Source organism: Nocardia sp. MDA0666, assembly GCF_003023875.1.
Classification (GTDB): Bacteria; Actinomycetota; Actinomycetes; order Mycobacteriales; family Mycobacteriaceae; genus Nocardia; species Nocardia aobensis.
Window position 1 is genome coordinate 1 of sequence record NZ_PYHT01000035.1, and the last position, 26154, is coordinate 26154.

A 26154-nucleotide genomic window follows, 5' to 3' on the forward strand; every position below is an offset into this window, starting at 1 on the left:
CCCCGACACCTCCCCCCGGCCCGCGCCCGAGCGGGGCCCGCCCGATCCCGGACCCGGCGCATATCGGGCCCACTCCGGCAGGCTGGGATCCGCTCGGCGTGGCGCCGATGGCCTGGGACCTGCCCACCCCCACGCAGGAACGCCCGGTCGCCTTCGTCCCGGTACAGCGGCCGCGGTCCCGGCTCACCCCGGTGGTGATCGGCCTGGCCGTCCTGGCGGCAGCGGCCGCGGGCGCAGTGGCCGCCGCCGGAGCGGACTGGATGACACCCGCGCGAATCGGCGCGGTCGCCCTGGCGGTGGTCGGCCTCGGCCTGATCGTCGGAGCCTTCCTGCGCCGCGGTTACGGCTTGATGGTCGTGCTCGCGCCGCTGGCCGGCTTCGTCATCCTCGCCTCGATGGTCGGCCCGGTCGAATTCGATCGCGGGGCCATGGGCGACCATGTCTGGACCCCGGCCACGGCCGCCGATCTGGCGCCGGAATACAAGATCACCATGGGCTCGGGCACGCTCGACCTTCGCCAACTGCCCCTGACCGAGAATCGCACGGTCCACGTGAATGTGCAGATGGGCGACTTCCGGGTGCTGGTGCCGGAATCGATGCGCCTGCACGCCACCTGTAACGCCAGCATGGGCGATGTGTCCTGTCCACAGGGGCCCACCGGACCGGCCGACGGGCCGATTCTCACTCTCGACATCGATGTCCACGCCGGAAACGCGGAGGTGAAACGTGGCTGACAACGAAACGGCCGACACTCGGACCGACACTCGGCGCGGACCGTCGTTCTCGCTGCTGCTGGCCGGAATACTCGCCCTGCTGGTCAGCGTCTGGGCCTTCATCGGCCCCACCTCCTGGCCCTTCCACAGTGCGGTCCCGGTGGGCTGGATCGTGGTGGGCGTCGCGGTGGTCGTGGGCATCGCCCTGGTGATTTCACCGCGAAGGAAGAAATAGCGTCCCGAACATAGATGGAAAGAAGAAGGGACCTTCCGGCCGATGCCGGAAGGCCCCTTCTCCGCTATCGGTCGAGACAGCCGCTCACTCCCATTCGATGGTGCCCGGCGGCTTGCTCGTCACATCGAGCACCACGCGATTGACCTCGGCCACCTCGTTGGTGATGCGGGTGGAGATGCGTTCGAGCACCTCGTAGGGCAGCCGGGTCCAGTCCGCGGTCATGGCGTCCTCACTCGACACCGGCCGCAGCACGATCGGATGGCCGTAGGTGCGCCCGTCGCCCTGCACGCCGACACTGCGCACATCGGCCAGCAGCACCACCGGGCACTGCCAGATCTGCGCGTCCAGACCGGCGGCGGTCAGCTCCTCACGCGCGATCGCGTCGGCCTGCCGCAGGGTTTCCAGCCGGTCCGGGGTGACCTCCCCGATGATCCGGATCGCCAGGCCCGGCCCCGGGAAGGGCTGGCGCGCAACGATCTCCTCGGGCAGCCCGACCTCGCGGCCGACCGCGCGAACCTCGTCCTTGAACAGCAGTCGCAGCGGTTCGACCAGCTCGAATTCCAGGTCCTCGGGCAGGCCGCCGACATTGTGGTGGCTCTTGATGTTGGCGGTGCCGGAACCGCCGCCGGACTCCACCACATCCGGATAGAGGGTGCCCTGCACCAGATATTCGACCGCGGGTCCGTGACCGTCCTCCTCGCCGGTGGACTTCACGACCTCGGCGACCGCATCCTCGAAGGAGCGGATGAACTCCCGGCCGATGATCTTGCGCTTCTCCTCCGGATCGGTGACGCCCTTCAGCTCACCGAGGAACTTCTCCACCGCGTCGACGGTCACCAGTTTGGCCCCGGTCGCGGCGACGAAGTCGCGCTGCACCTGCTCGCGCTCACCGGCCCGCAGCAGACCGTGGTCGACGAACACACAGGTCAGCCGGTCGCCGATGGCCCGCTGGACCAGCGCGGCCGCCACCGCGGAATCCACTCCGCCGGACAGCCCGCAGATCGCGTGCCCGTCGCCGATCTGCTCACGCACCTGCTCGACCAGCGCGTCGGCGATATTGGCCGGGGTCCAGGCCGCGGGGATGCCGGCGATTTCGTGCAGGAACCGGCTCAGCACCTGCTGGCCGTGCGGCGAATGCAGCACCTCCGGGTGGTACTGCACACCGGCCAGCCGCCGGGCGCGATCTTCGAAGGCGGCGACCGGCGCACCGGCCGTCGTCCCCGTGACCTCGAAACCGGCCGGGGCATCGGTGACCGCGTCGCCGTGACTCATCCACACCGGTTGCACCGTCGGCAGTCCGCCGTGCAGGACGCCGCCGTCGATGTTCAGTTCGGTGCGGCCGTACTCGCGGGTGCCGGTGTGCGCGACCGTGCCGCCGAGCGCCTGCGCCATCGCCTGGAATCCGTAGCAGATGCCGAAGACCGGGATGTCGAGGTCGAACAGCCGCGGATCGAGCTGCGGCGCGCCCTCGGCGTACACGCTGGACGGGCCGCCGGACAGGATCACCGCCAGCGGCTGCCGATCGGCGATCTCCTCCACGGTCGCGGTATGCGGTACCACTTCCGAGTAGACACTGGATTCGCGCACGCGCCGCGCGATCAACTGCGCGTACTGCGCCCCGAAGTCGACGACGAGAACTGGTCGCTGGGTTTCTGCCACCCGCACAGTTTAGTGAGCGCATCGGCGCACCTCGAGGGCGGGCGAGCCTGCCGGTCGCGGCCGTGACCGCGCCCACTCCGCCGATTCGACGCCGGTCGTATCGACCGGTGCCGACCGGTGTCCGAAACGGCCTATCCGCCAACGCATATCCATGCTCGCCGGCCTCCGCGACGATCGCGAAGGCGGAGCAGCAGTACTCGGCGACCGCTATCCTCGTGCTCGTGCCATTCGCCCGTGCGATCGATGCCGAAATCCATTACGAGGATTCCGGCGGTCGTGGTCCCGTGGTGCTACTGGGGCACGAATTCTTCATGGACCGAACGATGTTCGCCTCGCAGGCGGCCGCGCTGTCACCGGAGTTCCGCATCGTCACCTGGGATGCGCGCGGACACGGACGCACCCGCGACGAGGGGCTGCCCTTCACCTACTGGACGGCGGCCCGCGACGCCCTGACCGTGCTGGATCAGCTCGGCATCGAACGCGCGGTGGTCGGCGGCACCTCACAGGGCGGGTTCAGCGCCATGCGCACCGCGCTGCTCGCTCCCGAACGGGTGGCCGCGCTGATCCTGATCTCCACCGAGGCGCACAGCCCCACCCCGCAGGAACTCGCGACCTCGCGCCGCTTCCTGGACCGCTGGAAGGAGCCGAATATCCGGCATGTCCTCGCGGAGCACATGGCGCACTGGCTGATCGGAGACGACGCCTGGTACCGGTCGGTGTGGACCAAGCGATGGCTGGCGCGCGACCCGCACGAACTCGAGGCCGCGGCCGGATGCCTGCTGGCCCGCGACTCGATCCTGCATCGGCTGGCCGAAATCACCTGTCCCGCACTGGTCATCCATCCCACGCGAGCCGGCATCCCGCGCGCGCACGCGCTGGAAATGGCGCGCCGGCTGGCCGGATCGCGGTTCTGCGAAATCGAGGATGCCCGTCAGGCGGTCAACATGACTCACCCCGCGCAGGTCAACGCCGCGATTCGCGACTTCCTGCGCGGGGACGTGCTGACCCGGCTCAACTGATCCGGGTCACGGCGCGAGTTCTCAGGCCCGCACGCTGAGGCCGACCCGCTGGAATTCCTTCAGATCGCAGTATCCGGCCTTGGCCATCGAACGACGCAGGCCGCCAACGAGATTCACCGATCCCCACGGATCGCTGGACGGACCGTACAGCACCTTCTCCAGGGTGGGCTGCTCGTCCGGCTCGGCGAACTGCAGCAGCGCGCCGCGCGGCACCGACGGATGCGCGGCCGCCGAGGGCCAGTACCAACCGCGGCCGGGCGCGTCCTGCGCCAGCGCCAGCGGTACACCCAGCATCGCCGCATCCGCACCGCAGGCGATGGCCTTGGCCAGCTGGCCGGAGGAGACGATGTCACCGTCGGCGATCACGTGGACGTAGCGACCGCCGGTCTCGTCGAGGTAGTCGCGGCGAGCGGCGGCGGCATCGGCGATCGCGGTCGCCATCGGGACACCGATACCGAGCACCTCACCGGTGGTGGTGGCGCCGGGCATCGAGCCGTAACCGACGATCACGCCGGCGGCGCCGGTGCGCATCAGATGCAGGGCGGTGCGGTGATCGCTGACGCCACCGGCCACCACCGGCACGTCCAGTTCGGCGATGAAGGTCTTGAGATTCAGCGGTTCCACCGACGAGCCGGCGTCCTCCGCCGGCACCGCGCTCGCGCCGCCCACGTGCTCGGCGGAGATGATGGTGCCGTGGACGACCAGCAGGTCGATGCCGGCCTGCACCAGGCTCGGGGTCAGGGCGCGCGCGTTCTGCGGGCTCACCCGCACCGCGACCGTCACCCCGGCGGCGCGCACCTGCGCGACCGCGGCGGCCAGCAGATCGGGCTGCATCGGCGCGGCGTGCAGTTCCTGCAGCAGTTCGACCGCGGCCTCGGGACCCTTGTGCTCGGCCACCTCGACCAACTGCTCGATGCGCGCGCTCACATCGGCGTGCCGCGCCCAGAGTCCCTCGCCGTTGATGACGCCCAGTCCGCCGAGGCGGCCCAGTTCGATCGCGAATTCCGGCGACACCAGCGCATCGGTCGGATGCGCGACCACGGGGATGTCGAATCGGTAGGCATCCAGCTGCCATGCCAGCGACACCTGCTTCGACGACCGGGTGCGCCGCGAGGGGACGATGTCGACATCGTCCAGCTCATAGGTACGCCGGGCGGTCCGACCCATCCCGATCTCGACCATGTCCCGCACTGATGTCTCTCCTTAGTGTGTGCTGCCAGGCCCGTGTGTGCGACGAACTTGCGCGCGCCGGCGTCACCACGTCGCGGCGATCTCACGCCGACGCGCGTCCATCCTCCCAGTTCCCGGCGTACGCCATACGCCGGGGGCGGTCCGTGTCGGACGGCAGGCACGGGGACCCCGATCCGCGGGGCCTCCCGATGTTCGGAAAGCCGCCGCGGCGACGGTGGCACCGAGCTGATGTGGCAGGGACTTCGCCCCTCGCTCCGGCTCCTACTTGCCGCGGCCGGTGTAGTTCGGGGCCTCGACCGTCATGGTGATGTCGTGCGGGTGGCTCTCCTTGAGACCCGCCGCGGTGATCTGCACGAACTGCGCCTGCTGCAGGTCGGAGATCGACTGCGAACCGGTGTAGCCCATGGCCGCGCGCAGACCGCCCACCAGCTGATGGATGACCTGGTTCACCGGACCGCGGAAGGGCACCCGCCCCTCGATGCCCTCGGGCACCAGCTTGTCCTCGGCCAGCACGTCGTCCTGGAAGTAGCGGTCCTTGGAGTAGGACTTGCCCTGTCCGCGGCCCTGCATGGCGCCCAGCGAACCCATGCCGCGATAGCTCTTGAACTGCTTGCCGCCCACCAGGATCAGTTCGCCCGGGGATTCGGCGGTACCGGCGAGCAGCGAACCGAGCATGACCGTCGACGCACCGGCGGCGATGGCCTTGGCGACATCGCCGGAGAACTGGATGCCGCCGTCGGCGATCACCGGCACGTCCGCGGCGCGGCACGCGGCCACGGCCTCGAGAATCGCGGTGATCTGCGGGGCGCCGACGCCGGCGACCACGCGGGTGGTGCAGATCGAACCGGGTCCGACACCCACCTTGACCGCGTCGGCGCCGGCCTCGACCAGTGCTGCCGCACCCTCGCGGGTGGCGACATTGCCGCCGACGACCTGGATCCGGTCGCCGACCTCGTTCTTGACCTTGGCGACCATCTGCAGCACCTGGGCCTGATGGCCGTGCGCGGTATCGACGATCAGCACGTCGACCCCGGCGTCGGCCAGGCTCATCGCGCGCGACCAGGAGTCCTCACCGACACCCACCGCCGCGCCGACCAGCAGACGGCCGTCGCGGTCCTTGGTGGCGTTCGGGTACTGGTCGGTCTTGACGAAGTCCTTGACGGTGATCAGCCCGCGCAGCCGGCCGTTGCCGTCGACGATCGGGAGTTTCTCGATCTTGTGCCGGCGCAGCAGGCCGAGGGCGGCCTCGGCGGTGACACCCTCCTGGGCGGTGATCAGCGGCGCCTTGGTCATCACATCGGCGACCCGGCGGTTCTGATCGACCTCGAAACGCATGTCGCGGTTGGTGATGATGCCGACCAGCGCACCGGTCTCGTCCACCACGGGCAGACCCGAGATCCGGAACCGCGCGCACATCGCGTCGACCTCGGCGAGGGTGTCGGACGGCCGGCAGGTGACCGGATCGGTAACCATTCCGGCCTCGGACCGCTTCACCGTCTCCACCTGGGCGGCCTGATCGGCGGCCGACAGATTACGGTGCAACACGCCCATACCGCCGGCGCGGGCCATGGCGATCGCCATCCGCGCCTCGGTGACGGTGTCCATCGCCGAACTCACCAGCGGGGTGCGCAGCGTGATCTCGCGGGTCAGCCGGCTGGAGGTCTCGACCGAGCTGGGGATCAGATCGGAAGCGGCCGGCAGCAACAGCACGTCGTCGAACGTGAGGCCGAGCATGGCGATCTTGTTCGGATCGTCACCACCCGTATGCGGGCGGACGGCTCGTTCGCCCATCACGGGACTACTCATCTGATCGACCCCTCCTGGACCTCGAAAGCACCGATACGGCACTGCGGCCCCGCCTTCCGGGGACCTCGGTACCGATCGAGAACAGCTGATGGATGGTGGAGCCGAAGCGTGCTACCCGGCGCCTGTGTATCCATGGTATCGGCCGCCTGCGGGGGCGACCTCGTCGCCTCCGACACAGTGGTGGACGAGGGTGACAGCCGCGCAACAAGCGCGTCAAAATGCCTTCAGCGCTGGCGCGGAGGGGGTGGTTCTGCGTACCGTGGGATTGTGCGTGACCATCTACCACCTGGCCTGCCGCCGGACCCCTTCGCCGGAGATCCCTCCGACCCGTCGGCCGCGCTCGATGCCATTGAGCCTGGGGAGCCGTTGGACCCCCACGAGCGCCTAGCGGTCGAAGAGGATCTCGCCGATCTCGCGGTGTACGAGGCGCTGCTGTCCCATCGGGGCATCCGCGGTCTCGTGGTGAGCTGTGAGGATTGCCGGCAGGACCACTACCACGATTGGGACATGCTGCGCGCCAACCTGCTGCAACTGCTGGTCGACGGCACGGTCCGCCCGCACGAGCCTGCCTACGATCCGACGCCGGAGGCCTACGTGACGTGGGACTACTGCCGCGGATACGCGGATGCCTCGATGAACGAAGCCCTGCACGGCGACGGATTCGACGGCTTCGACGCCTGACCCGTTCTGCAACAGCCGCGTAGCGCTCGCGTCGGCGTAGCCGCGCGCACGTCCGGCGTGTGACTTTCCACACTTCTGCCGAGTATCTCGGCGCGCACATCTACCCCCGAAAACACGAATCCGACCGCCGGAATCGGCGATCGGTTCTCGTATCGGATATGTCGTTCCGGCCGGATATGTCGCTCTAGCCGATGCCGGTGTGCAATCCCCCACCGGCCGGCGGCACCACCACGGTCGGCGCCGAGGGCACCGACGGGCGGACCGGGGCGACGGTCTGCTGCGGCTGCGGCGGCGGGACCACCGCCCCTCCGCCGATGGTGGTCGGCGAATTGGCGGTGGGCTGATTCGTCGGCGGCTGCTGCTGTGTCGGCGGCTGCTCGTTGGTCGGCGGCTGCTGCTGTGTCGGCGGCTGTTCGTGCGTCGGCGGCTCGGCAGTCGTCGGCGGTTGCTGCTGCTGTTGCGTCGGCGGCTTGGAACCACTTCCCGGCTCGGTGCCCGGCGTGCCCGGTACCGAACCGTTCGCCCCGGTTTCGGGCGCGGTCTGGCTGCGCATGATCTCCGGACCCGGAGTGCTCTGCTTGGAACCGCTGCTCTCGTGCTGGCTCGGGTTGGTGGCCTGTCCCGGCGTCGTCGGCGCGACCACGGTCGGAGTGGTCGGCGTCGTATTGGCCTTCGGCTCCAGCGACTCCAGCGCGGCGGCCACCCCGGGTGCGGTGGTCTTCAGCTGATCCAGCAGATGCTGCCAGCGCAGCTGCAGATCCTGCTTGCGCGAATTGTCGTCGACCTGGGTCGTGTTGGTGGAAGCGCTCTCCAGCAGTGCCTTGGCCTGTTCCGGGTGTCCCTGGTCGATCAGCGTCTGCGCCTTGGTCATATCGTCGTCGGCGCGCTGGGCGATCGTGGTCTGCGCCTGCTGGCTGAACACGACCTCCTTCACCCGCCACAACGGATCACCCGGCTGCGCGCCGTAGGAGAACGCCGTCGTCCCGCCCGCGATCACCGCGACCGCGGCCGCGGCGCCCATCAACGGACGTACCAGTCGCAATCTGCCGCGGCGATGGGCGTTGACCCTCGCCTCCCGCGCTCCGATCTCCTGGTTGACGGCCGCTACCACGGCGTCCAGATCGGGACCGGCCGGCATCGGAGTCTCGACGATATCGGCCCGCCAATTCGCGAGCAGGCTCGCGAGTTGATACTCCTCGGCACTGTCGGTCGCGACGGGACCGTCGCCGGCGATGGCGTCTATCAGCGCATCGTCGCGGCGTACCGCCGCGATATCCACCGGCCCGGAATCACCGGACTCCCCGGATGCCTCGGCATAGGGACCGCTGTTCGGCGATCCAAGCCGCGCCTTCCAGTCGCCCCGACCGCGCTCGCCATCCCTAGCCATACATTTCACCTGCCCTCGCCACTTGTGACTTCAGTTTCGCGAGCGCCCGATGCTGAGCCACTCGTATAGCTCCCGCCGTACTGCCCACGGCGACAGCAGTTTCTTCTGCTGACAAACCCATGACCAAACGCAGGATCAGGATCTCTCGATGCTTCTCCGGTAGCGTGGCCAGCAGACTGTTCATCTGCCGGCTCGTTTCGGATTCGAGAGCGCGCTGCTCCGGCCCCTGGTCGGTGGATATGACATCTGGTACTTCGGCCATCGCGTCCGCCTTGTTACGGGCGGCGTTGCGATGAGCGTCGGCGACCTTGTGCGAGGCGATTCCGTACACGAAAGCCATGAACGGCCGCCCCTGGTCCTGGTAACGCGGCAGGGCGGTCATCACAGCCAAGCAGACCTCCTGCGCCACGTCGTCCGCGGAGAGCTGCCCACGCTCCGCGGAACCGATCCGCGCACGGCAATAGCGAACTACCAGCGGGCGGATGATTTCCAGTACCTGGGCTAAAGCGGAACGGTCGCCCTGAGCTGCAGCAGCTACGGCGGCGTCCAACTCCTCGCCCGAGTGCGTCATCGTCAGAGATATTCCTGGCGTTACAAGTGGCACGGCCGGATTTCGACCGGTGCTTCCACCGGTCGGTGGAACGGAACCAACAATAGCGGCTCAGCTATGTGAGTCGGACAACATGGGGGATCACTGCTCACCCGGTTTCCGGGCCGAGCCGCAGCCGACCGCCCCGACCAGCCAGGATCTGCGCGTACGCACCCGATTCCGCGGCCGCGCGGCGGGCCGCGGCGGGTTCGCACACCCCCGCTCGCAACATCGCGGCGGCCCAGCGCAGCGGCAGCAATCCGTGTGCGGCGCAGTCGGAATCGACCAGCTCGGCCACGGCGCGGCTGCGATCGATGTCACCGTCGCCCGCCGCCGCGGCGGCCACCAGCAGCCGCGACTTCACTTGATGCCGAACCGATCCCATCCGCTCGGCCGCGGCCACCGCCGCCTCGGCATGAGCCAGGGCAGGCTCGGCGACCAGTTCCATACCGGGTGCGGCAAGGGCGGTTTCGGCGCTGACCCAATGCCAGCGCACCAGGGTTCGCAGATCCGCGGGTGCGCGATCGACTTCGTCGCGACAGCGCCGCAGCAATCGTGCGGACACCTGCGGCTGCCCGGTCCCGAGCGCGTCCGCGGCCAATCCGGTGAGCGCGTCGCAGACCGCCGCGGCGCGCATCGGATCGGCCGCCCTCCCCACCGGCAGGTTCACGGCCAGCGCGGCCGCACGCCCGTCCAGAATCGCCGCGCGCGCATGCCAGCCGAGCTGGCGCAGCAGCGACGCCTCGGTGGAGGCCACGAGCGAGCCGAGTACCGGATCCCGGGTCAGCCGGGCGGCCCGGAGCAATTCGGTGCGTGCCGCCGCATATCGCCCTTGACCACCGAGGACGACCGCCCGCAGCCAGGTTCCGGCGGGGTCGGCGGCGGCGGGAAGATCCGCGGGCGCGATCCCGGGGCGGCCGCCGAACGCCGCGTCGGCCAGTACGGGCGCGCTCCCGGAGTCCAGCAACCCGCCGACTCGCGGGGACAAATCCAACACCAGCGCACCTTATCCGGAGGAGTGCGGTACCCAGAACCGCGCACGGGCTATTTCTCAGCGAAAAATCGGCGGCGCCATGTTTCGATCAGGTAAATCTGCAACGAGCTAACCGCCGGCGCACCGAAGCGATATTCGCATGCTTTTCGGATTATTAACCTGCCCGCCCCGACTCGGCCATCCGGACTTCTTCCGCGCCACCGGGACCAGTGTGCCACATCACATATCACACTCCCCAGCGTTGGCAAGTACAACAGGTCATTTCTTCCGCTAAGCACAGTGTGAGCTGGGAAAATGTGAGAATCTACAGACACGCCGCAATACTCGCGAAACAAGTCAACCGGTCAGTATCGCTTTTCCGGTCCGGAAAGTAAACAGCGTGCAGGTTAAATCTGAGATCTGCCGGAATTGCGATCACTATCGACGTATCTATTGACGTGATTTCACTGTGCGACCTAACGTACTTCATCGCCGTCGTCGGCGCCGCGCGAAATTGCGGCGACCGCGTACTGCGATCGCCGGAGATCGGCGATACGGTCCGAGCCCGATCTCGGCGAGGTCACTGTCGCCCCCGCCCCAGGGTCCGGACAGACCGCTGCTGCCAAGCACCGCTCGACAACGCCGACGAGCTCGCACCATGAGGAGTTCACCATGCCCATGCCCACCCACCTCCCCGGTCCCAACGCCGACATCTGGGATTGGCAGATGCGCGGCTCCTGCCGCGGTGTGGACTCCTCCGTCTTCTTCCATCCCGACGGCGAGCGCGGACGCGCGCGCACCCAGCGGGAGTTGCGCGCCAAGGAGATCTGCCGGACCTGCCCGGTGCTCATGCAGTGCCGCAGCCACGCCCTGAAGGTCAGCGAGCCGTACGGCATCTGGGGCGGCATGTCGGAGACCGAACGTGAGCTCCACGCCCGGCGCAATCGCCGCCGGATGGCCGTCTGACCGGCGCACGCGAAATTCGGTCGCACCGGACCGATCCGAACCAGCTGGGGCGCCGAATACCTAGCAAACACCCGGCCACTGAACGTGGCCGGCGACAACGGTACAGGCGCAGGTTCTCGGCCACCGCCGATTCGCCTGCCGCATGTAGACCAACAGCCGCACCCAAGCCTCAGCGTTTCGTGAAAGTCATCGGCGTGTCACGGCGTGTCTCCATACACTCCTCGGCGTGTCGTTTTATGCGCGAAATCCGCTGGGCCACAGGTGTGTTGCCCGACGCACCCCACCCGGAAGGAGGTCATAGCGGCGCGCTACGGTAGTGGCCGATGACACAGAATGGAGCGTTGTGACAACGCGGCCGCCGGCCGCAGAGGGCGACTCGTTCCAAGGATCCATCGGGGACGGTCGGGTGGCCACACCGAGTGTGGACTCTGCGATCACGGCACGCGCAAGCGAAAGTATCGAGCTGGCGGCACTTCTGGTGCGCTGCGGCCGCGCCGATCGGCAAGCATTCGCCGAGCTGTACGACCGCACGAGCGCCCGGGTATTCGGATTGGTGCTGCGTGTCCTCCACGATTCCGGTTACGCGGAGGAGACGACCCAGGAGGTCTACCTCCAGATCTGGCGCACCGCAGCCAATTTCGACCCGGCCAAGGGTTCGGCGGTGACCTGGCTGATGACGCTCGCGCATCGGCGCGCCGTCGACCGTGTCCGTGCCGAACAGGCGCATGCCCAGCGCGAGGTCACCTACGGCGCCGCGACTCTCGGCAACGAATTCGACGAGGTCACCGAGGAAGTCGGCCGCCGACTCGAACAACAGGCCGTACGCGAGAGCCTCGCCACCCTCACCGAAACCCAGCGCGAGGCCATTTCGCTGGCGTATTTCGGCGGCCGGACATATGCCGAGGTGGCTACTTACCTCGGAGTAGGGTTACCGACCGTCAAGTCCCGGATTCGGGACGGATTGACACGACTGAAAAAGAGTTTGGGAGTGACGTGAGATGAACGAGAGCCAGATCGATCTCGCGCATACGGTCGCGCTCGGATCGATCGGCGACGAGGACCAGCGCGCGGTGCAGGAGCTGTTCGACTCCGGCGATCCGGTACTGCGCGCGGACTTCGACACGGAAGTGCAACTGACCAGAGAAGCTCTTACCCTGTTCGCCTCGGCGTCGGCCGTCCAGCCACCCGCCACCCTCCGCACCCGGCTCCTGGCCGCGATCGCCGACGATCACGCCCCCGCCGCACGACACATTCGCCCACCGGCTCAACGCAACGGTGAGGAACCCGGCCCCACCTCCCTCAACTGAGCCCCCGGCGCAGCCGCCACGGCTCCGGCGAGTATCCACTCGCGGTCTCATCCCGAAAACGCCAACGGCCCGTTCACGTTTCGAACGTGAACGGGCCGTTGCGTTACACAACCTGCCGTCACCGAGAATTCTCGGCCCAACCCAACCGCCACGGGTTGCGGCCCGGCTCGTCGATCGGTGCCTGCTGCGTACGCGACGAAGGAGCAAGCAGCAGGTGCCGATCGACGAGCCCTAGGGGGCCGCAACCCCGCCGGAGCGAAGCGGAGGCCAAGAATTCAGTGCGCGTGACCGTGGTGGTCGCCCGCCTCTTCCTCGGCCGGCTTTTCGACCACGGCGCTCTCGGTGGTGAGCACCATCCGCGCCACGGAGGTGGCGTTGAGGACCGCGGAGCGGGTGACCTTGACCGGGTCGACGACACCGTCGGTGATCAGGTCGCCGTAGGTCAGAGTGGCGGCGTTGAAGCCGTCCTTGCCCTCGCTGACCTTGCTGACCACGACCGCACCGTCGATACCGGCGTTGGTGGCGATCCAGTACAGCGGCGCCCGCAGCGCCTGCCGTACGACCTCGACGCCGATGGCCTGGTCACCGGTCAGCGAGTCGCGCAGTTCGACCAGCTTGGTGGCCGCCTGCACCAGTGCGGTTCCACCACCGGCGACGATGCCCTCCTCGACCGCGGCCTTGGCCGCGCTGACCGCGTCCTCGACTCGGTACTTGCGCTCCTTGAGCGCGGTTTCGGTGGCCGCGCCGACCTTGATGACCGCGACGCCGCCGGACAGCTTGGCCAGCCGCTCCTCCAGCTTCTCGCGGTCCCAGTCGGAGTCGGTGGCCTCGATCTCGCCGCGCAGCTGCGCGACGCGGGCGTCGATGGCCTCCTGGGTGCCGGCACCGTCGACGATGGTGGTCTCGTCCTTGGTGACGACCACGCGGCGGGCGTGGCCGAGCAGGTCCAGACCGGCCTCGCGCAGGCTGATGCCCAGGTCGGGGTTGATCACGGTGCCACCGGTGACAACGGCCAGATCGTCGAGGAACGCCTTGCGGCGATCACCGAAGAACGGCGCCTTGACCGCGACGACCTTGAGGGTCTTGCGGATGGCGTTGACGACCAGGGTGGACAGCGCCTCGCCCTCGACGTCTTCGGCGATGATCAGCACCGGCTTGCCGGATTCGGCGATCTTCTCGAGCAGCGGCAGGAAGTCGGGCAGCGAGCTGATCTTCTCCCGGTGCAGCAGCACCTGGACGTCCTCGAGGACGGCTTCCTGCTTGTCGGGGTCGGTGACGAAGTAGCCCGACAGGTAGCCCTTGTCGAACTGCACGCCCTCGGTGATCTCCAGGTCGGTGCTGACCGTGGAGGACTCCTCGACGGTGACCACGCCGTCCTTGCCGACGGTGGTCAGCGCCTTGCCGACCATCTCGCCGATTTCCTCGTCGCGCGAGGAGACGGTGGCGACCTGGGCGATGGCCTTCTCACCGGAGACCGGCTTGGCGGCGGCCAGCAGGGCCTCGGACACGACGTCGGCGGCCTTGCTCATACCGACGCCGAGGCCGATCGGGTTGGCGCCGGCGGCGAGGTTCTTGAGACCGCCCTTGATGAGGGCCTGGGCCAGCACGGTGGCGGTGGTGGTGCCGTCGCCGGCGACGTCGTTGGTCTTGGTGGCGACGCTCTTGACCAGCTGCGCACCGAGGTTCTCGAAGGGATCCTCGAGGTCGATGTCGCGCGCGATGGTGACGCCGTCGTTGGTGACGGTGGGGCCGCCGAACGCCTTGGCCAGCACCACGTGCCGGCCACGCGGGCCGAGGGTGACCTTGACGGCGTCGGCCAGCTTGTCGACGCCGCGTTCCATTGCCCGACGAGCCTTCTCGTCGAACTCGATCTGCTTTGCCATGGTTGAGATGTCCTTGGGGTGGGAGTGGTGGACGGGCCTGCGACGACCCGCGGCCGGGAAGCCGGAGTCACAACGACCACTGCCCCGGGCCCACGCGTGGGGCACCGGGGCAGTGATCGTTACGGTGCGATCCGAATCGCGACGGCCGCGAGGGTCATCGGTCGGTCATCACTTGTCGACGACGGCCAGCAGGTCGCGCGCCGACAGGATCAGGTACTCCTCGCCGTTGTACTTGATCTCGGTGCCGCCGTACTTGCTGTAGATGACGACGTCGCCTTCCTTGACGTCCAGCGGAATGCGCTTCTCGCCGTCCTCGTCCCACCGGCCGGGTCCTACGGCGACGACGGTGCCCTCCTGGGGCTTCTCCTTCGCCGTGTCGGGGATGACCAGGCCGGAGGCGGTCGTCGTCTCGGCCTCGTTGGCCTGGACGAGGATCTTGTCCTCGAGCGGCTTGATGTTCACGCTCGCCACGTTGAGCCCTCCACTTTCAGGGGATTCGGTCGTCCGGGGCTGTTCCCCGGACTCACGGTTTGGTCACGGTGTTGATGCGGCGTTCGTGGAGCGTTACCACTACCGCCGTGCCGACCCTGCGCACAGCCCCGTCGTCGCGGGTGCCGGGACCCTTGCCCAAAGTCGAGCTGGCACCTGAGCACAACCAGTGCCGACTAGCACTCTATACATGAGAGTGCCAGCGCTCAAGGGTGGGCAGTGCTGACTTCACGACACACCCGAGGGCGTGGCAATTGATCCGAAAAATCTGTAACGTTCGGATAACGGATTGTGACAGTATGTAAGACGGTTCCGTGATCGGTCATGTCGTACGACAGCTGTGTCGTTACGGCGTGCCCATCGGGCGTAGCCGTCACGCGATCCCGAGTACAACAGCTTCACCCATCGCGCGACGACCTCGCGCACACCTGAGACGAGAACAAGACCGCACGTGATCGACGGCCGGTCCCGACCCTGAAAACGGATCGCACCTGATGGGACCGACAGCCTGACGGTATGGCGCCTCACCGGACCGCCCCCCGACGGACGAAGCCCCGTCCCGATCCGCGCGCGGAGTATTCGCCGCACAGCGGATGCCCCTGATGTCCGTTCGAGATGGTCGGTACCACCATGGCCGTCCGCTCGACCAGCTCGAGAAGGGAGGTGAACATGCGAACATCCCTCGGTATCTCCGCCGGGAACGAGGTCGTCTGCTCGGCCGTCGTCGCCACCGCGCCCAACGGTGCCCAGAGTTTCGATTACCGCGTCGTGTCGGCGGATGTGGCACATTCCGATCCGGGTGATCTGGTCGCCTCGTCGATCGAACTCATGACCACGCAGATGCCCCGCGACTATCTGCACCGCGTCGGCACGCACTCGCCCGGCGCCTCGGCGCCGCAGACCCAGCCCGTCCCGGCCGGTGCCATCGCGGTCGCCTACCGCGATCGCGAGCAGGCGATGGCGATTCGTGCCGCGATCGGCCGGCAGCGCCGGGATGTGCAGCTCATCCCCGAAAGTACTGCGGCACTGACCTATTTGCGCGACACCGGCCTGCTCGACCGCTACGAGACGGTCGCGGTGATCGACCTCGGCGCCTCCGGTACGACGGTCACCGTGGCCGATCTGGCCGACGACACCGTGCTGCGTTCCGAGCGCACCGAGGCGATCAGTGGCTCCGCGGTGGACGAGCTGATCTACCACCACCTGCTGGACTGCCATTTCGCCCGCCGCGGCACCCGGCCGAACCGGAACATGCTGATCAATCGCAGCCGGGCGGCCAAGGAACATCTGTCCATCGCCCCGGCGGTGACCATCGACCACGTCGCCGGGCAGCCGCTGAAGCTGACCCGCGCCGATTTCGCCGAACTGATAGCCGATCTGCTGCACGAGGCGGCCGACTACGCCCGCGCGGTCTTCGCACGCGCGCCGAAAGTTCCGGAGGCGGTGGCGATCATCGGCGGCGGCGCCAATATCGCCTCGTTGGTCGAGGGACTCGACGCACTGCTCGACATCCCCGTGGTCTCGGTTCCGGAGCCGGAGGCGGTGACCGCGAAAGGTGCGGCGCTGGTTGCCGATTCGGCCCAGCCCTCCACCTTCTCCCCGATCGCGCTGGGGAGCGACGGATCGGCCGGAACCTTCACCAAGGTGATCGGCACCCTCGTCGGCGCGGTCGTGGTGGTCGGTCTCGTGGTCGGCTACGGCGTCAAGGAACTCGTGCCGACCGCCCATCAGGATGTGACCCCAGCGGGGACGACCGATACCCAGCTGACCACCACACCCGCGCCGACCCCGACGCCCGCGGGCACACCGACGGACGGCACCGGGCAGAGCCGGACCGAACATCCGCCGGCGAGCAGCACCCAGCCGGGCAGTTCGGCACCCGGGACCTCGCCGGGCAGTTCACTGCCGACGACCAATGCCGATCAGGTCCCGCCGGTCACGCCGACCACCAGCGCGCCGGTACTGCGGCCGGATCCGAATCTGCCGCAGATTCCGCTGCCGCCCAATCTGCCGCATCTGCTTGGTCCGCTGCTGGGAACCACCACACCGCAACCGGTTACGCCCGACACGAGCACACCGAATACCCCGACGCCGGGAGCCGCGCCGACCAAGCCGGGCAACACCCGGGTTCCGGTGCTGCCGCGGTCGAGTTCCGGATCCGCGGATTCGGACCCGGCCCAGCCCACCGAGCCGGGTGATCCCGTTCCGTCCGGACGGTCGGCAGCGCCCGGCACGACGACCGTGCAGCCCCAGGACTGAGTCGAAGGAATCGTCTTCGAGACGGCGTCAGCGAATCTGGCTGGTGGACACCGAAAGTCCCGGGTCGGTCGCGACCGTCAACGGGGACGGTTCGGCGCCGCCCGCGATCACGTGGGCACCCAGGGTGGCGATCATGACGCCGTTGTCGGTACACAGGCGCGGCTTGGGCACCCGCAGGGTCAGACCGGCGGCCGCGCATCGCTGTTCGGCCATCGACCGGATGCGGGAGTTGGCGGTCGCGCCGCCACCGAGCACGAGCGTGTCCACACCGACATCCTGCGCCGCGCGCACGGCCTTCATGGTCAGCACATCGGCTACGGCCTCCTGGAACGAGGCCGCGATATCGGGGATCGGCAGTTCGGTCCCGTTGCGCTGGGCCGCTTCGACATACCGGGCGACGGCGGTCTTGAGACCGGAGAAGGAGAAGTCGTACCGCGGATCACGCGGCCCGGTCATCCCGCGCGGGAAGGCGATCGCGGCCGGATCACCGTGAGCCGCAGCGGCATCCAGCGCCGGGCCGCCCGGGAAGCCGAGGTCCAGCAGTCTCGCCACCTTGTCGAACGCCTCGCCGGCGGCATCGTCGACGGTGCTGCCCATTTCGACGATCGGCTCGGCCAGGTCGGTCACGTGCAGCAGATGGGTGTGCCCGCCGGAAACCAGCAGGGCCACACACGGCGGCATCGGACCGTGTTCGAGGGTGTCGACGGCGACGTGCCCGCCGAGATGGTTCAAGGCGAACAGCGGGATATCCCAGGCCGCCGCATAGGCTTTCGCGGCCGCCACGCCCACCAGCAGCGCACCGGCCAGGCCCGGTCCGATGGTGACGGCCAGCGCATCCGGCTTGGCGATCCCCGCCGTCGACAGGGCGCGCCGCATGGCGGGCACGATGGCCTCGAGATGGGCGCGCGAGGCGATCTCGGGAACCACTCCACCGAACCGCGCGTGCTGGTCGACGCTGGACGCCACCTCGTCGGCGAGGAGTTCGCAGGTGCCGTCCGGATGGCGGCGCACGATGCCGACACCGGTTTCGTCACAGGAACTTTCGACACCCAGGACGATCATGACAGGACCTCGGAGTCGTGGGCGCGCTCGGCGCCCGGGTGCGGGAATCCGGTCATCGCCGGGCGGCGCATGGTGAACGCGTCGGCGCCGCTGGGCTGGTAGTAGCTCTTGCGCAGGCCGATGATGTGGAAGCCGTGCTTCTCGTAGAGCGCGATGGCCGGCGCATTGTCGGTCCGCACCTCGAGGAAGACCGGTCCACCGCGCCGTCCGGCCTCGGCCAGCAACGCGCGCAACAGCACGGTCCCGATTCCCCCACGGTGCACGTCCGGATCGACACCGATGGTGTGGATCTCGGCCTCGGGATGGTCGGCTGTGCCCAGCAGCGCGATGCCCGCGTACCCGAGCATGCGCCCGGCATCGTCGCGCGCCACCAGATAGCGATTGTGCGAACCGGCCAGCTCCGAGCGGAAGGCCACGTCCGGCCAGGGGTCGTCCTCCGGGAACAGCAGCAGTTCCAGTTCGACGCAGCGCGCGATATCGGCCGGGCCCATCGGTTCGATATGGACCACCGGCGAGGATTCGGTACTCATCGCACCGCCTGATAGCTGCGTTCGACCGCATCGGGCCGGCGCAGATACAGCGGGACCAGCGGCTCCGGCGTCACGCGCGCGAGGATGTCGCGGGCGGCGCACCGCACCAGACCCGCGGGCGACGGGGTCTCCACCGGCAGCACCGGAAGATCGAAAAAGTCGACGTGCGAGGGCGATCCGGCGATCGCGGTCGCGTCCCCGGAATCCAGATCGACGGGTTTGCACACGCCCGGGCCGTCGACGCGTCCGCTGCGGCGATACCGCGCCCAGTACACCTCGCGACGGCGGGCGTCGGTCACCACGAGCAGTTCGGCGCCGGAACTCTCGTCCTGCCCGCCCGGCACGTCGGCCCACGCCTCCGCGGCGATGGCGTCGAGACTGCAGACGCCGTGCACCGGCAGGCCCAAGGCGTCGCCGAAGGCGGCGGCGGTCGCCATACCGACGCGCAGGCCGGTGAACGGGCCGGGGCCGATACCCACCACGACCGCTCCGATATCGGTGCGCGTGCGGCCGGCCTCCTCGAGGCAGGCCAGGATCTGCGGGGTGAGCACCTCGTTGTGGGCGCGCGCGTCCACGGTCACCCGGGAGGCGAGAGTGCGGACCTGCGGCTGTGTGGCGGCCTGCTCCAGTTCCACCAGTCCTGCTGTAACGGCAGGCGTCGCGGTGTCGACAGCAAGTACAAGCATGATTGCCTCAACGATACCGGTTGGTCACCTCCCGTATGCCATCAGCGCCGTCGGCGTATCCGCATGTCGCAACCGCAGGGCAAACCGCTGCGCGCCGGAGGTGCGCACGTCGTCACGAGGCGCCCGCCCAGCGCTCGTCAACGATTAAGTGCCGCAACAACTGCCGGAGCGCCGGTGCAGCCGGGCGCGGTTGGCCGGACCGGATTCCACGCTGCCGCGGATTCGCCCGAGCGGCATCGGTGGCGAGCATCACAACCGATCAGTACTGTCCGACCCACTCCCAGGTGGCGGTGCGTGTCTCCGATTCCGCTTCCCGATGCAGCCGCACCCGCAGATGACGGTCCGCGAGATGTTCGACCACCCCGAGACCCCATTCCACCACCACGACCGATTCGTGCAGATCGGCATCGAGATCCAGGGCGTCCAGTTCGTCGAGATCACCGCCAAGCCGATAGGCGTCGACGTGCACCAGCGGTATCGATCCCGGCGCCGCGCCGGCGCGATGCTGCCGCGCGATGATGAAGGTCGGTGAGCTGACCCGCCCCTCGACCCCGAGCCCGGCCGCGATCCCCCGGGTCAGCGCGGTCTTCCCCGCACCGAGCGGACCGTCGAGCACCACCAGATCCCCGGGCCGCAGCTCGGCCGCCAGCTCCCGGCCCAGCGCCTCGGTATCGGCGACCGTGGGCAGTTCCCGGCGCTCGGCCTCGCCCTGATCGTCCGGCGCCCCGTCGCGACGCTCAGCCATTGCTCGCCTCCCGGCCCGCGCCGAATTCGACGGATGAGCCGCCGAAGACGCCCGCGCGCAACAGCAATCGCTCCAGCGCGGCATTCATCAACTCGGGATACTGCAGATGCACCATATGCGCGGCGTCGGTGACCCGGACCAGATCGGCGTCCGGGAGCCGGGCGGCGAGTTCACGCGAGTTGCGGAACGGGATGATCAGATCGTGGTCGCCGCCGACGACCAGCGCCGGCCGCGGCGCGAGCACCGGCAGCGCCGCCGATTCGTCGTGGACCTGCAATGCTTCGAGGAATTTCACGATGGTCTCGACCGGTGTCCGATCGATCATCGAGGTGGTGAATCGCGACAGTGTGGGACTGACGTCGCCGTGGAACGAACTGACATGCAGCACCGGGGTGATCAGCCGGCGTGCCGTGACCCGTCCCGCCTGCACCAGCGCCGGGGAGGTGTGGACGAGTACCCGGAACCCGTCGATCGCCGGACTGCGCAACAGCTGTGCCGCACCGGCACGGGTCACTCCGGCCGCGGTGGTGGACAGCAGTGCGGAGGCCAGCACGCGGCGCTCGAACAATTCGGGATCCTGGGCGGCCGCCGCGAGAATCGCCATCCCGCCCATGGAATGCCCCACGAGCACCAGCGGCCCGTCGGGTGCGCACTCCTCGATCACCCGCAGCAGGTCGCGTCCCAGCTGCGCGACCGTGCAGCTCGCACTGCTCGGCGTGCCGGAGCTGCCGTGCCCGCGCAGATCGAAGAACACCATGCGGACCTGCTCGCCCCACTGCCGCGCCAGATCGCGGCGCTGAAAGTGGAACGAGTGCATGCTGTTACAGAATCCGTGCATGAAAACGACCGTGGCGGAGGGGTTCTCGGCGCCGACGACGCGGGCGGCCAGTGGTACGCCGTCGTCGGCCACCACGCGGCGCGCGGGGTCGCGGTCCAGCAGCGTGAAATCCTCGTCGCGCAGGTCGTCACCGCGGGCCGGCCAGGCGACGGCGGCGCCCATTCGCCGCAGGGCCTGCGCACCGGCGAGGGCGCCCAGCACACTCGCGGATGCCACCCCGCCCCGCAGCAGGGTGGACCGTACCCGCCGCGCGTTCCGAAACCGATGTGCCCGTTCGGGTTCCATCACACCACCCCTGCCTGTCCGGTATAGCCTCGCACGACACGGCCACGGGGGGAACACACGATCTCGTAGTGGATGGTGTTCATCAGTTCCGCCCACCGCTGTGCGTGCGGATCGCCGGGAGCCCCGCCGAACAGCACCGCGCGATCGCCCTCCTGCACTCCCTGCCGGTTCTCGCCGAGGTCCACTACCAGCTGGTCCATGCACACCCGGCCGATGTTCGGATACTCCGCGTCCCCGATCCGCACTGCGATCCGCCCGCCCAGACCGCGCGGCACACCGTCGGCATAGCCCGCCGGAATCAGCGCCACGGTGGTGTCGTGCGGCGCGATCCACTCGTGGCCGTACGACACGCCCTCGCCCTGCGCCACCCGCTTGACCAGGGCGACCCGGGCCCGGAAGGTCATGGCCGGACGCAGGCCGAAGTCGGAGATCTCCGGAATCGGACTGAGGCCGTAGACGGCGATACCGGGCCGCACCATGTCGAACGCCAGATCGGGCCGGGTGAGGGTGGCCGCGGAGTTGGCCAGGTGGACCACCTCGGGTTGCAATCCGTAATCCTTGGCGACGGCGATGGCCTCGACGAATCTGTCCCGCTGCACATCGATGACCGGATGCTGCGGCTGATCGGCATGGGCGAGATGAGAGAACATCGCCCGCAGATGCACCACCCGCTCGGCGACCAGCTCCTGCAGCAGGGCCAGCACGTGCGGATAGTCCGCGGAGGAGACACCGTTGCGGTTCAGGCCGGTATCGAGCTTCAGCGTGACGGTCGCGGTGGTCCCGCTCGCCCGCGCCGCGCGCTCCACCGCCCGCAGATGGGCGGTCGAGGACACGCCGATCTCGATATCGGCGGCGATCGCGGCGGTGTAATCCGCGTCGGAGGTGTTGAGCCAGCTGAGGATGGGCGCGGTGATACCGGCCGCGCGCAGCTCGAGCGCCTCGGAAATGGTGGTCACACCGAGTTCGGCCGCGCCCGCGGCCAGTGCCGCCCGGCCGACCTGCACCGCGCCGTGATTGTAGGCGTCGGCCTTCACCACCACCATCACCGCGGCATCGCCCGCGTGTTCGCGCAGTATCCGCACGTTGTGTGCGATGGCATCCAGATCGACGACGGTCTCCACCTGCGGATCAGCGCTACTCACGGCTACCGATCCTGCCACGCGGCGCGCCACGGCCACCCGGCGCGCCCGAGTGACTTCGGATCGGGTCGAAATCAACTCTTGCTTGGAGTGCACTCCAGCTCGTTAGCGTGGTTCACGCGGGCATACGCCGCCCGCCACCACCCATCCACCAGAGGGGTTTCATGAGCAAGGTTTGGTTCATCACCGGCGTCTCACGCGGATTCGGTCGCGAATGGGCCCTCGCGGCCCTCGAGCGCGGCGACCGGGTCGCCGGAACCGCGCGCAAGCTGGAGACGCTCGACGATATCGTCGCCGCCTACCCCGACACCTTCCTGCCGCTGCGGTTGGACGTCACCGACCGCGCGGGCGATTTCGCGGCGGTCGCCGAGGCTGCTGCGCGGTTCGGCCGCCTGGACGTCGTGGTCAACAACGCCGGTTACGGCCATTTCGGCATGATCGAAGAGCTCACCGAGGACGAGATCCGCGCGCAGCTCGAGACCAATGTCTTCGGGGCGCTGTGGGTCACCCAGGCGGCGCTGCCGATTCTGCGCGAGCAGGGCAGCGGGCACATCATCCAGGTGTCGAGCATCGGCGGGATCAGCGCCTTCCCGAATCTCGGCGCGTATCACGCGTCGAAGTGGGCGCTCGAGGGGTTCTCGCAGTCGCTGGCGCAGGAGGTCGCCGGTTTCGGCATCCACGTCACCCTGATCGAGCCGGGCGGGTTCAGCACCGATTGGGCCGGTCCGTCGTCGGTCCACAGCGCGGAGAACCCGGCATACGACGAGGTGCGGGCGGCGCGCAATCGCACCCGTTCGTCCCAGCAGCCGGGCGAACCGACGGCCACGCGGTCGGCGATCCTGGCGGTGGTCGACGCCGACAAACCGCCCCTGCGGCTGTTCCTGGGCACCGCGCCGCTGCAGATCGCGACCGCCGACTACGAGTCGCGGCTTTCGACCTGGCGCGAATGGGAGTCGGTAACGCTGGCGGCACAAGGGGATTGATTCGGAAACGACCCGTGGGGGATGCCGTCGGTGCGGTTTCGGCACCGGCCACCGAACCCCTCAGGCCGGAAAGTGCACCCGGATCAGCCGGTCGACGGTCAGCTTTCGGCAAGACTGCGCAAGGTCCGCACCGCGGCGCGTAGGTGGTGCAGCAGCGGAGTAGCCGAAATGGGCGCTCCCGCATCGCTGTTCGCGTGGGCGGCGAGGTTGGCGGCGAGCGCGTGGACGCGCGCGGCGGCCGCCGCCGCCCACGCGGGTTCCCGCCCCGCCGCCAGCAGGGCGCCGATGACGCCGGACAAGACGTCGCCCGCGCCCGCGGTGGCCGCCCAGGAACCGCCCGCCTCGTTGACCAGCGTCGGCTCGCCGGGGGTGGCGACCAGCGTGGATCGCCCCTTCAACAGGACCGTCACCTGCCATTTCTCGGCGAGTTCCCGGACCGCCGCCACCCGATCGGGGCCGAGTTCACGGCCGGTGAGACGCGCGAATTCGCCTGCGTGCGGGGTCAATACGGTCGGCGCGCCGCGACCGGTGACCAGCTCCGGCGTGGCGGCAAGCAGGGTCAATCCGTCGGCGTCGACCACCACGGGCAGGTCGGTGGCCAGGATCTCCGCCAGGCGCTCACGCGCCGCGTCGTCGGTGCCCGCCCCCGGCCCGAACACCCAGGACTGCACCCGGCCGGTATCGGAAATACTCTCGGCCGCGATGACTTCCGGGAACTGCGCGAGCACTTGCGCGGCCGCGGTTCCGGCGTAACGCACCATGCCGGAGGTGGCGGTCACCGCGGCGCCGGTGCACAACACCGCGGCGCCGGGATAGGTGTCACTGCCGGCATGGATCCCGGTCACGCCCTGCGTGTATTTGTCGTCGTGCGGTCCGGGCACCGGCCAGTCACGACCGATCGACACCGGCTCCAAGGCGGCCAGGGCCGGCGGGGGCAACCGTAAACCGATGTCGATCAACTCGATTCGCCCACACCACGGTGCGGCCAGCGCATGCACCGGCTTGTACGCACCGAAGGTCACCGTCACCGCGGCCCGCACCGCCGGGCCGTCCACCGCACCGGTATTCGGATCGACACCGCTCGGCAGATCGGCGGCGACGATCGGTGCCTCGACCACCGCCACCAGTTCGGCGGCCCGCGGTCGCAGCGCACCCCGGCCGGAGATGCCGACGATGCCGTCGACCACCAGGTCCGGGGTGCCGAGCAGTTCCGCGGCAGATCCCGCGCCGGCCTCGCAAATCCGGCCGCCCGCCCGGCGCAGCGCCGCGAGCCCTTCCGCATGCGCTCGCTCGGGTGACAACAGCACCGCCGTCACCGCCACCCCGCGCCGGCGCAGCGTGGCGCCCGCCCAGAGCGCGTCGCCGCCGTTGTCCCCGGATCCGACGAGCAGGGTCACGGCTCGCCCGGCGACGGCTCCGGTTCGTTCCCGTAGTTCGGCCGCAACCACATTCGCCAATCCGTACGCTGCGCGGCGCATCGGCACCCCCGCGGCGACCCGCTCGAACAGTTCGGCTTCGGCCGCTCGCACCTCGTCGACGGTGAAGTATCCCCGCAGGACCGGTGCCATCATTCGCCTCCTCGTAGGGATCGCGGTAGGAATCGCGCTCGAATCGGAACCTCCAGCAGAGTACGCCCGGAGATCTCCGGCCTCGGTATGCCCGCGGCTCTCTCGCCGTCGCGACGACGCCGACACCGCGCGCGGGTGCGGCGAGCCGGACGCAGCCGCCGGACTAGGCTCGTAGCCATGGCCCACAGCACCGTACGCCACCGCGCAGCGCGTCTCCTCCCGACCGCCGGAGCGCTGGTGGCTGTCGTGCTGATCGCCGGATGTGGTTCGAACACAACGACATCCACACCGTCGACCACGACCGCGGGCACACCGCCGGGCACCGCGGCAGCCTCGCCGACCTCGGCCCAACCGGCCGCGGTCACCGTGCGCGTCGAGGATATGAAGTTCTCCCCCGACGCCGTGACCGTGCAGGCGGGCGACACGGTGACCTGGAAGTTCTCCGACAAGGTGCCGCATGCCGTACAGGGCATCGGCGATGCGGCGATGGGCATCAACAGCCCCATCTTCACCGGCGGCGAGTGGAGCCACACCTTCGCGATCCCCGGCGTCTACCGCTACCTGTGCCCGCTGCATCCCGAGATGCGCGGCACCGTCACCGTGCGGTAGTCACTGCCCGTCTCCTGCCCGCGCCTCGCGACGATTCAACGCCTCCACGGCAGTGACCAGCGGGGCGAGTTCGGGATCGGCCGCGGCCTCGCCGAGCGCCTGCGACAGCGCGGCATCGTTGGTGGGCCGCGCCTGTTCGAGCAGTTCGAGACCCGCGGGCGTGACGTCGGTGTAGATGCCCCGGCGGTCGTCCGGGCACAGATAGCGCTGCAGGAGACCGCGGTCCTCGAGCCGGGTCACCAGCCGCGTGGTCGCGCTCTGACTCAATGCCACCGAATCGGCGACCTGATTCATCCGCAGATGGCCACCGGGCCCGTCGTGCTGCCGGCTCAGCACGGTGAGCAGTGAATATTCGCGCACACTGAGCTCGTGACCGGCCTGCAGGGCGCGTTCGATCCTCGCCTCGATCCGGTCGTGCAGCACCGAGAGCGCATACCAGCCATCCGCCAATCCGGTCAGCGCGGCTTCCGCGGTCATCGGCCCTCCTCATGTCGTCGCCGTCCCCAGGATAACGCGCTCCCGCAATAGCACGCGCTTGCAATTAACACGCGT

25 protein-coding genes and 1 pseudogene are annotated in these 26154 nt (G+C 68.9%); 10 read left to right on the plus strand and 16 right to left on the minus strand.

Annotation, left to right across the window (positions count from 1 at the left end; genetic code table 11):
• Positions 1-734 (plus strand): annotated as a pseudogene (locus C8258_RS30220) (PspC family transcriptional regulator); the annotation flags it as partial.
• Positions 727-948, plus strand: coding sequence for a hypothetical protein (locus C8258_RS30225; RefSeq protein ID WP_039776628.1), 222 nt, complete (start codon positions 727-729; stop codon positions 946-948). The pseudogene C8258_RS30220 and the gene C8258_RS30225, both read left to right, overlap by 8 nt.
• A gap of 84 nt (positions 949-1032) precedes the next feature.
• Here C8258_RS30225 and guaA read toward each other — a convergent pair whose 3' ends face one another.
• The gene (gene guaA / locus C8258_RS30230; protein WP_369974846.1) at positions 1033-2613 is read right to left on the minus strand and encodes a glutamine-hydrolyzing GMP synthase; all 1581 of its coding nucleotides are present in this window, start codon (positions 2611-2613) and stop codon (positions 1033-1035) included.
• A 215-nt stretch (positions 2614-2828) separates the two neighbouring features.
• On the opposite strand from guaA, the gene C8258_RS30235 reads away from it, so the two are divergent.
• A complete protein-coding gene (locus C8258_RS30235; protein ID WP_106958075.1) occupies positions 2829-3626 on the plus strand; it encodes an alpha/beta fold hydrolase in 798 nt (265 codons plus the stop codon).
• A gap of 21 nt (positions 3627-3647) precedes the next feature.
• Here the strand turns inward: C8258_RS30235 and C8258_RS30240 are convergent, their stop codons facing one another.
• Both C8258_RS30240 and guaB read right to left on the minus strand, forming a co-directional pair.
• Positions 3648-4817 carry a GuaB3 family IMP dehydrogenase-related protein gene (locus C8258_RS30240; protein ID WP_036498307.1) on the minus strand — a complete coding sequence of 390 codons (1170 nt, stop codon included), beginning with the start codon at positions 4815-4817 and terminating at the stop codon, positions 3648-3650.
• Between the two features lie 261 nt (positions 4818-5078).
• Positions 5079-6623, minus strand: a complete 1545-nt coding sequence (gene guaB / locus C8258_RS30245; protein ID WP_232329264.1) for an IMP dehydrogenase — start codon at positions 6621-6623, stop codon at positions 5079-5081.
• Between the two features lie 267 nt (positions 6624-6890).
• On the opposite strand from guaB, the gene C8258_RS30250 reads away from it, so the two are divergent.
• Positions 6891-7304 carry a DUF5319 domain-containing protein gene (locus C8258_RS30250; protein ID WP_025347353.1) on the plus strand — a complete coding sequence of 138 codons (414 nt, stop codon included), beginning with the start codon at positions 6891-6893 and terminating at the stop codon, positions 7302-7304.
• A gap of 184 nt (positions 7305-7488) precedes the next feature.
• On the opposite strand, the gene C8258_RS30255 is transcribed toward C8258_RS30250, so the two are convergent.
• The 3 genes from C8258_RS30255 to C8258_RS30265 form a co-directional block, all read right to left on the minus strand.
• Entirely contained in the window at positions 7489-8691 is a 1203-nt protein-coding gene (locus C8258_RS30255) for an anti-sigma-D factor RsdA (RefSeq protein ID WP_106958047.1), read from the minus strand.
• Positions 8684-9262 carry a sigma-70 family RNA polymerase sigma factor gene (locus C8258_RS30260; RefSeq protein WP_030513512.1) on the minus strand — a complete coding sequence of 193 codons (579 nt, stop codon included), beginning with the start codon at positions 9260-9262 and terminating at the stop codon, positions 8684-8686. Before C8258_RS30260 ends, C8258_RS30255 begins: the two co-directional genes overlap by 8 nt.
• 127 nt (positions 9263-9389) lie before the next feature.
• Positions 9390-10277 carry a hypothetical protein gene (locus tag C8258_RS30265; protein WP_199195902.1) on the minus strand — a complete coding sequence of 296 codons (888 nt, stop codon included), beginning with the start codon at positions 10275-10277 and terminating at the stop codon, positions 9390-9392.
• A 648-nt stretch (positions 10278-10925) separates the two neighbouring features.
• Here C8258_RS30265 and C8258_RS30270 point away from each other — a divergent pair.
• From C8258_RS30270 to C8258_RS30280, 3 genes are all read left to right on the plus strand, one after another.
• Complete coding sequence (locus C8258_RS30270; RefSeq protein ID WP_030513510.1) at positions 10926-11219, plus strand: WhiB family transcriptional regulator; 294 nt, start codon at positions 10926-10928, stop codon at positions 11217-11219.
• 421 nt (positions 11220-11640) lie between these two features.
• Positions 11641-12216, plus strand: coding sequence for a sigma-70 family RNA polymerase sigma factor (locus tag C8258_RS30275; protein ID WP_106958076.1), 576 nt, complete (start codon positions 11641-11643; stop codon positions 12214-12216).
• 1 nt (position 12217) lies between these two features.
• Entirely contained in the window at positions 12218-12526 is a 309-nt protein-coding gene (locus tag C8258_RS30280; protein ID WP_233225440.1) for a hypothetical protein, read from the plus strand.
• Positions 12527-12801: 275 nt separating this feature from the next.
• Here the strand turns inward: C8258_RS30280 and groL are convergent, their stop codons facing one another.
• Positions 12802-14409: a chaperonin GroEL gene (groL, locus tag C8258_RS30285; protein ID WP_106958048.1), complete on the minus strand. Its 1608-nt coding sequence runs from the start codon at positions 14407-14409 to the stop codon at positions 12802-12804.
• A gap of 168 nt (positions 14410-14577) precedes the next feature.
• The gene (gene groES / locus C8258_RS30290; protein WP_030513506.1) at positions 14578-14880 is read right to left on the minus strand and encodes a co-chaperone GroES; all 303 of its coding nucleotides are present in this window, start codon (positions 14878-14880) and stop codon (positions 14578-14580) included.
• A 687-nt stretch (positions 14881-15567) separates the two neighbouring features.
• On the opposite strand from groES, the gene C8258_RS30295 reads away from it, so the two are divergent.
• Positions 15568-17157, plus strand: a complete 1590-nt coding sequence (locus C8258_RS30295; protein WP_106958049.1) for an Hsp70 family protein — start codon at positions 15568-15570, stop codon at positions 17155-17157.
• Between the two features lie 27 nt (positions 17158-17184).
• Here the strand turns inward: C8258_RS30295 and tsaD are convergent, their stop codons facing one another.
• From tsaD to alr, 6 genes are all read right to left on the minus strand, one after another.
• Complete coding sequence (tsaD, locus tag C8258_RS30300; RefSeq protein ID WP_106958050.1) at positions 17185-18219, minus strand: tRNA (adenosine(37)-N6)-threonylcarbamoyltransferase complex transferase subunit TsaD; 1035 nt, start codon at positions 18217-18219, stop codon at positions 17185-17187.
• A complete protein-coding gene (gene rimI / locus C8258_RS30305; protein WP_063063868.1) occupies positions 18216-18749 on the minus strand; it encodes a ribosomal protein S18-alanine N-acetyltransferase in 534 nt (177 codons plus the stop codon). The genes tsaD and rimI overlap by 4 nt, the downstream gene beginning before the upstream one ends.
• A complete protein-coding gene (gene tsaB / locus C8258_RS30310; RefSeq protein WP_106958051.1) occupies positions 18746-19435 on the minus strand; it encodes a tRNA (adenosine(37)-N6)-threonylcarbamoyltransferase complex dimerization subunit type 1 TsaB in 690 nt (229 codons plus the stop codon). Before tsaB ends, rimI begins: the two co-directional genes overlap by 4 nt.
• 259 nt (positions 19436-19694) lie before the next feature.
• Positions 19695-20180, minus strand: coding sequence for a tRNA (adenosine(37)-N6)-threonylcarbamoyltransferase complex ATPase subunit type 1 TsaE (tsaE, locus tag C8258_RS30315; RefSeq protein WP_051024324.1), 486 nt, complete (start codon positions 20178-20180; stop codon positions 19695-19697).
• Positions 20173-21303, minus strand: a complete 1131-nt coding sequence (locus C8258_RS30320) for an alpha/beta fold hydrolase (protein ID WP_106958052.1) — start codon at positions 21301-21303, stop codon at positions 20173-20175. Before C8258_RS30320 ends, tsaE begins: the two co-directional genes overlap by 8 nt.
• The gene (gene alr / locus C8258_RS30325) at positions 21303-22445 is read right to left on the minus strand and encodes an alanine racemase (protein WP_233225441.1); all 1143 of its coding nucleotides are present in this window, start codon (positions 22443-22445) and stop codon (positions 21303-21305) included. Before alr ends, C8258_RS30320 begins: the two co-directional genes overlap by 1 nt.
• Positions 22446-22606: 161 nt before the next feature.
• Between alr and C8258_RS30330 the strand changes: the two genes are divergently transcribed.
• Positions 22607-23425 carry an SDR family oxidoreductase gene (locus C8258_RS30330; RefSeq protein WP_106958054.1) on the plus strand — a complete coding sequence of 273 codons (819 nt, stop codon included), beginning with the start codon at positions 22607-22609 and terminating at the stop codon, positions 23423-23425.
• A 98-nt stretch (positions 23426-23523) separates the two neighbouring features.
• On the opposite strand, the gene C8258_RS30335 is transcribed toward C8258_RS30330, so the two are convergent.
• Positions 23524-24996 (minus strand): NAD(P)H-hydrate dehydratase, encoded by a 1473-nt coding sequence (locus C8258_RS30335; protein WP_369974847.1) that lies wholly within the window; start codon positions 24994-24996, stop codon positions 23524-23526.
• A gap of 174 nt (positions 24997-25170) precedes the next feature.
• On the opposite strand from C8258_RS30335, the gene C8258_RS30340 reads away from it, so the two are divergent.
• The gene (locus tag C8258_RS30340; RefSeq protein WP_106958055.1) at positions 25171-25602 is read left to right on the plus strand and encodes a plastocyanin/azurin family copper-binding protein; all 432 of its coding nucleotides are present in this window, start codon (positions 25171-25173) and stop codon (positions 25600-25602) included.
• Here C8258_RS30340 and C8258_RS30345 read toward each other — a convergent pair whose 3' ends face one another.
• Positions 25603-26079 carry a MarR family winged helix-turn-helix transcriptional regulator gene (locus C8258_RS30345; RefSeq protein WP_106958056.1) on the minus strand — a complete coding sequence of 159 codons (477 nt, stop codon included), beginning with the start codon at positions 26077-26079 and terminating at the stop codon, positions 25603-25605. It abuts the gene before it with no gap.
• Positions 26080-26154: the final 75 nt, after the last annotated feature.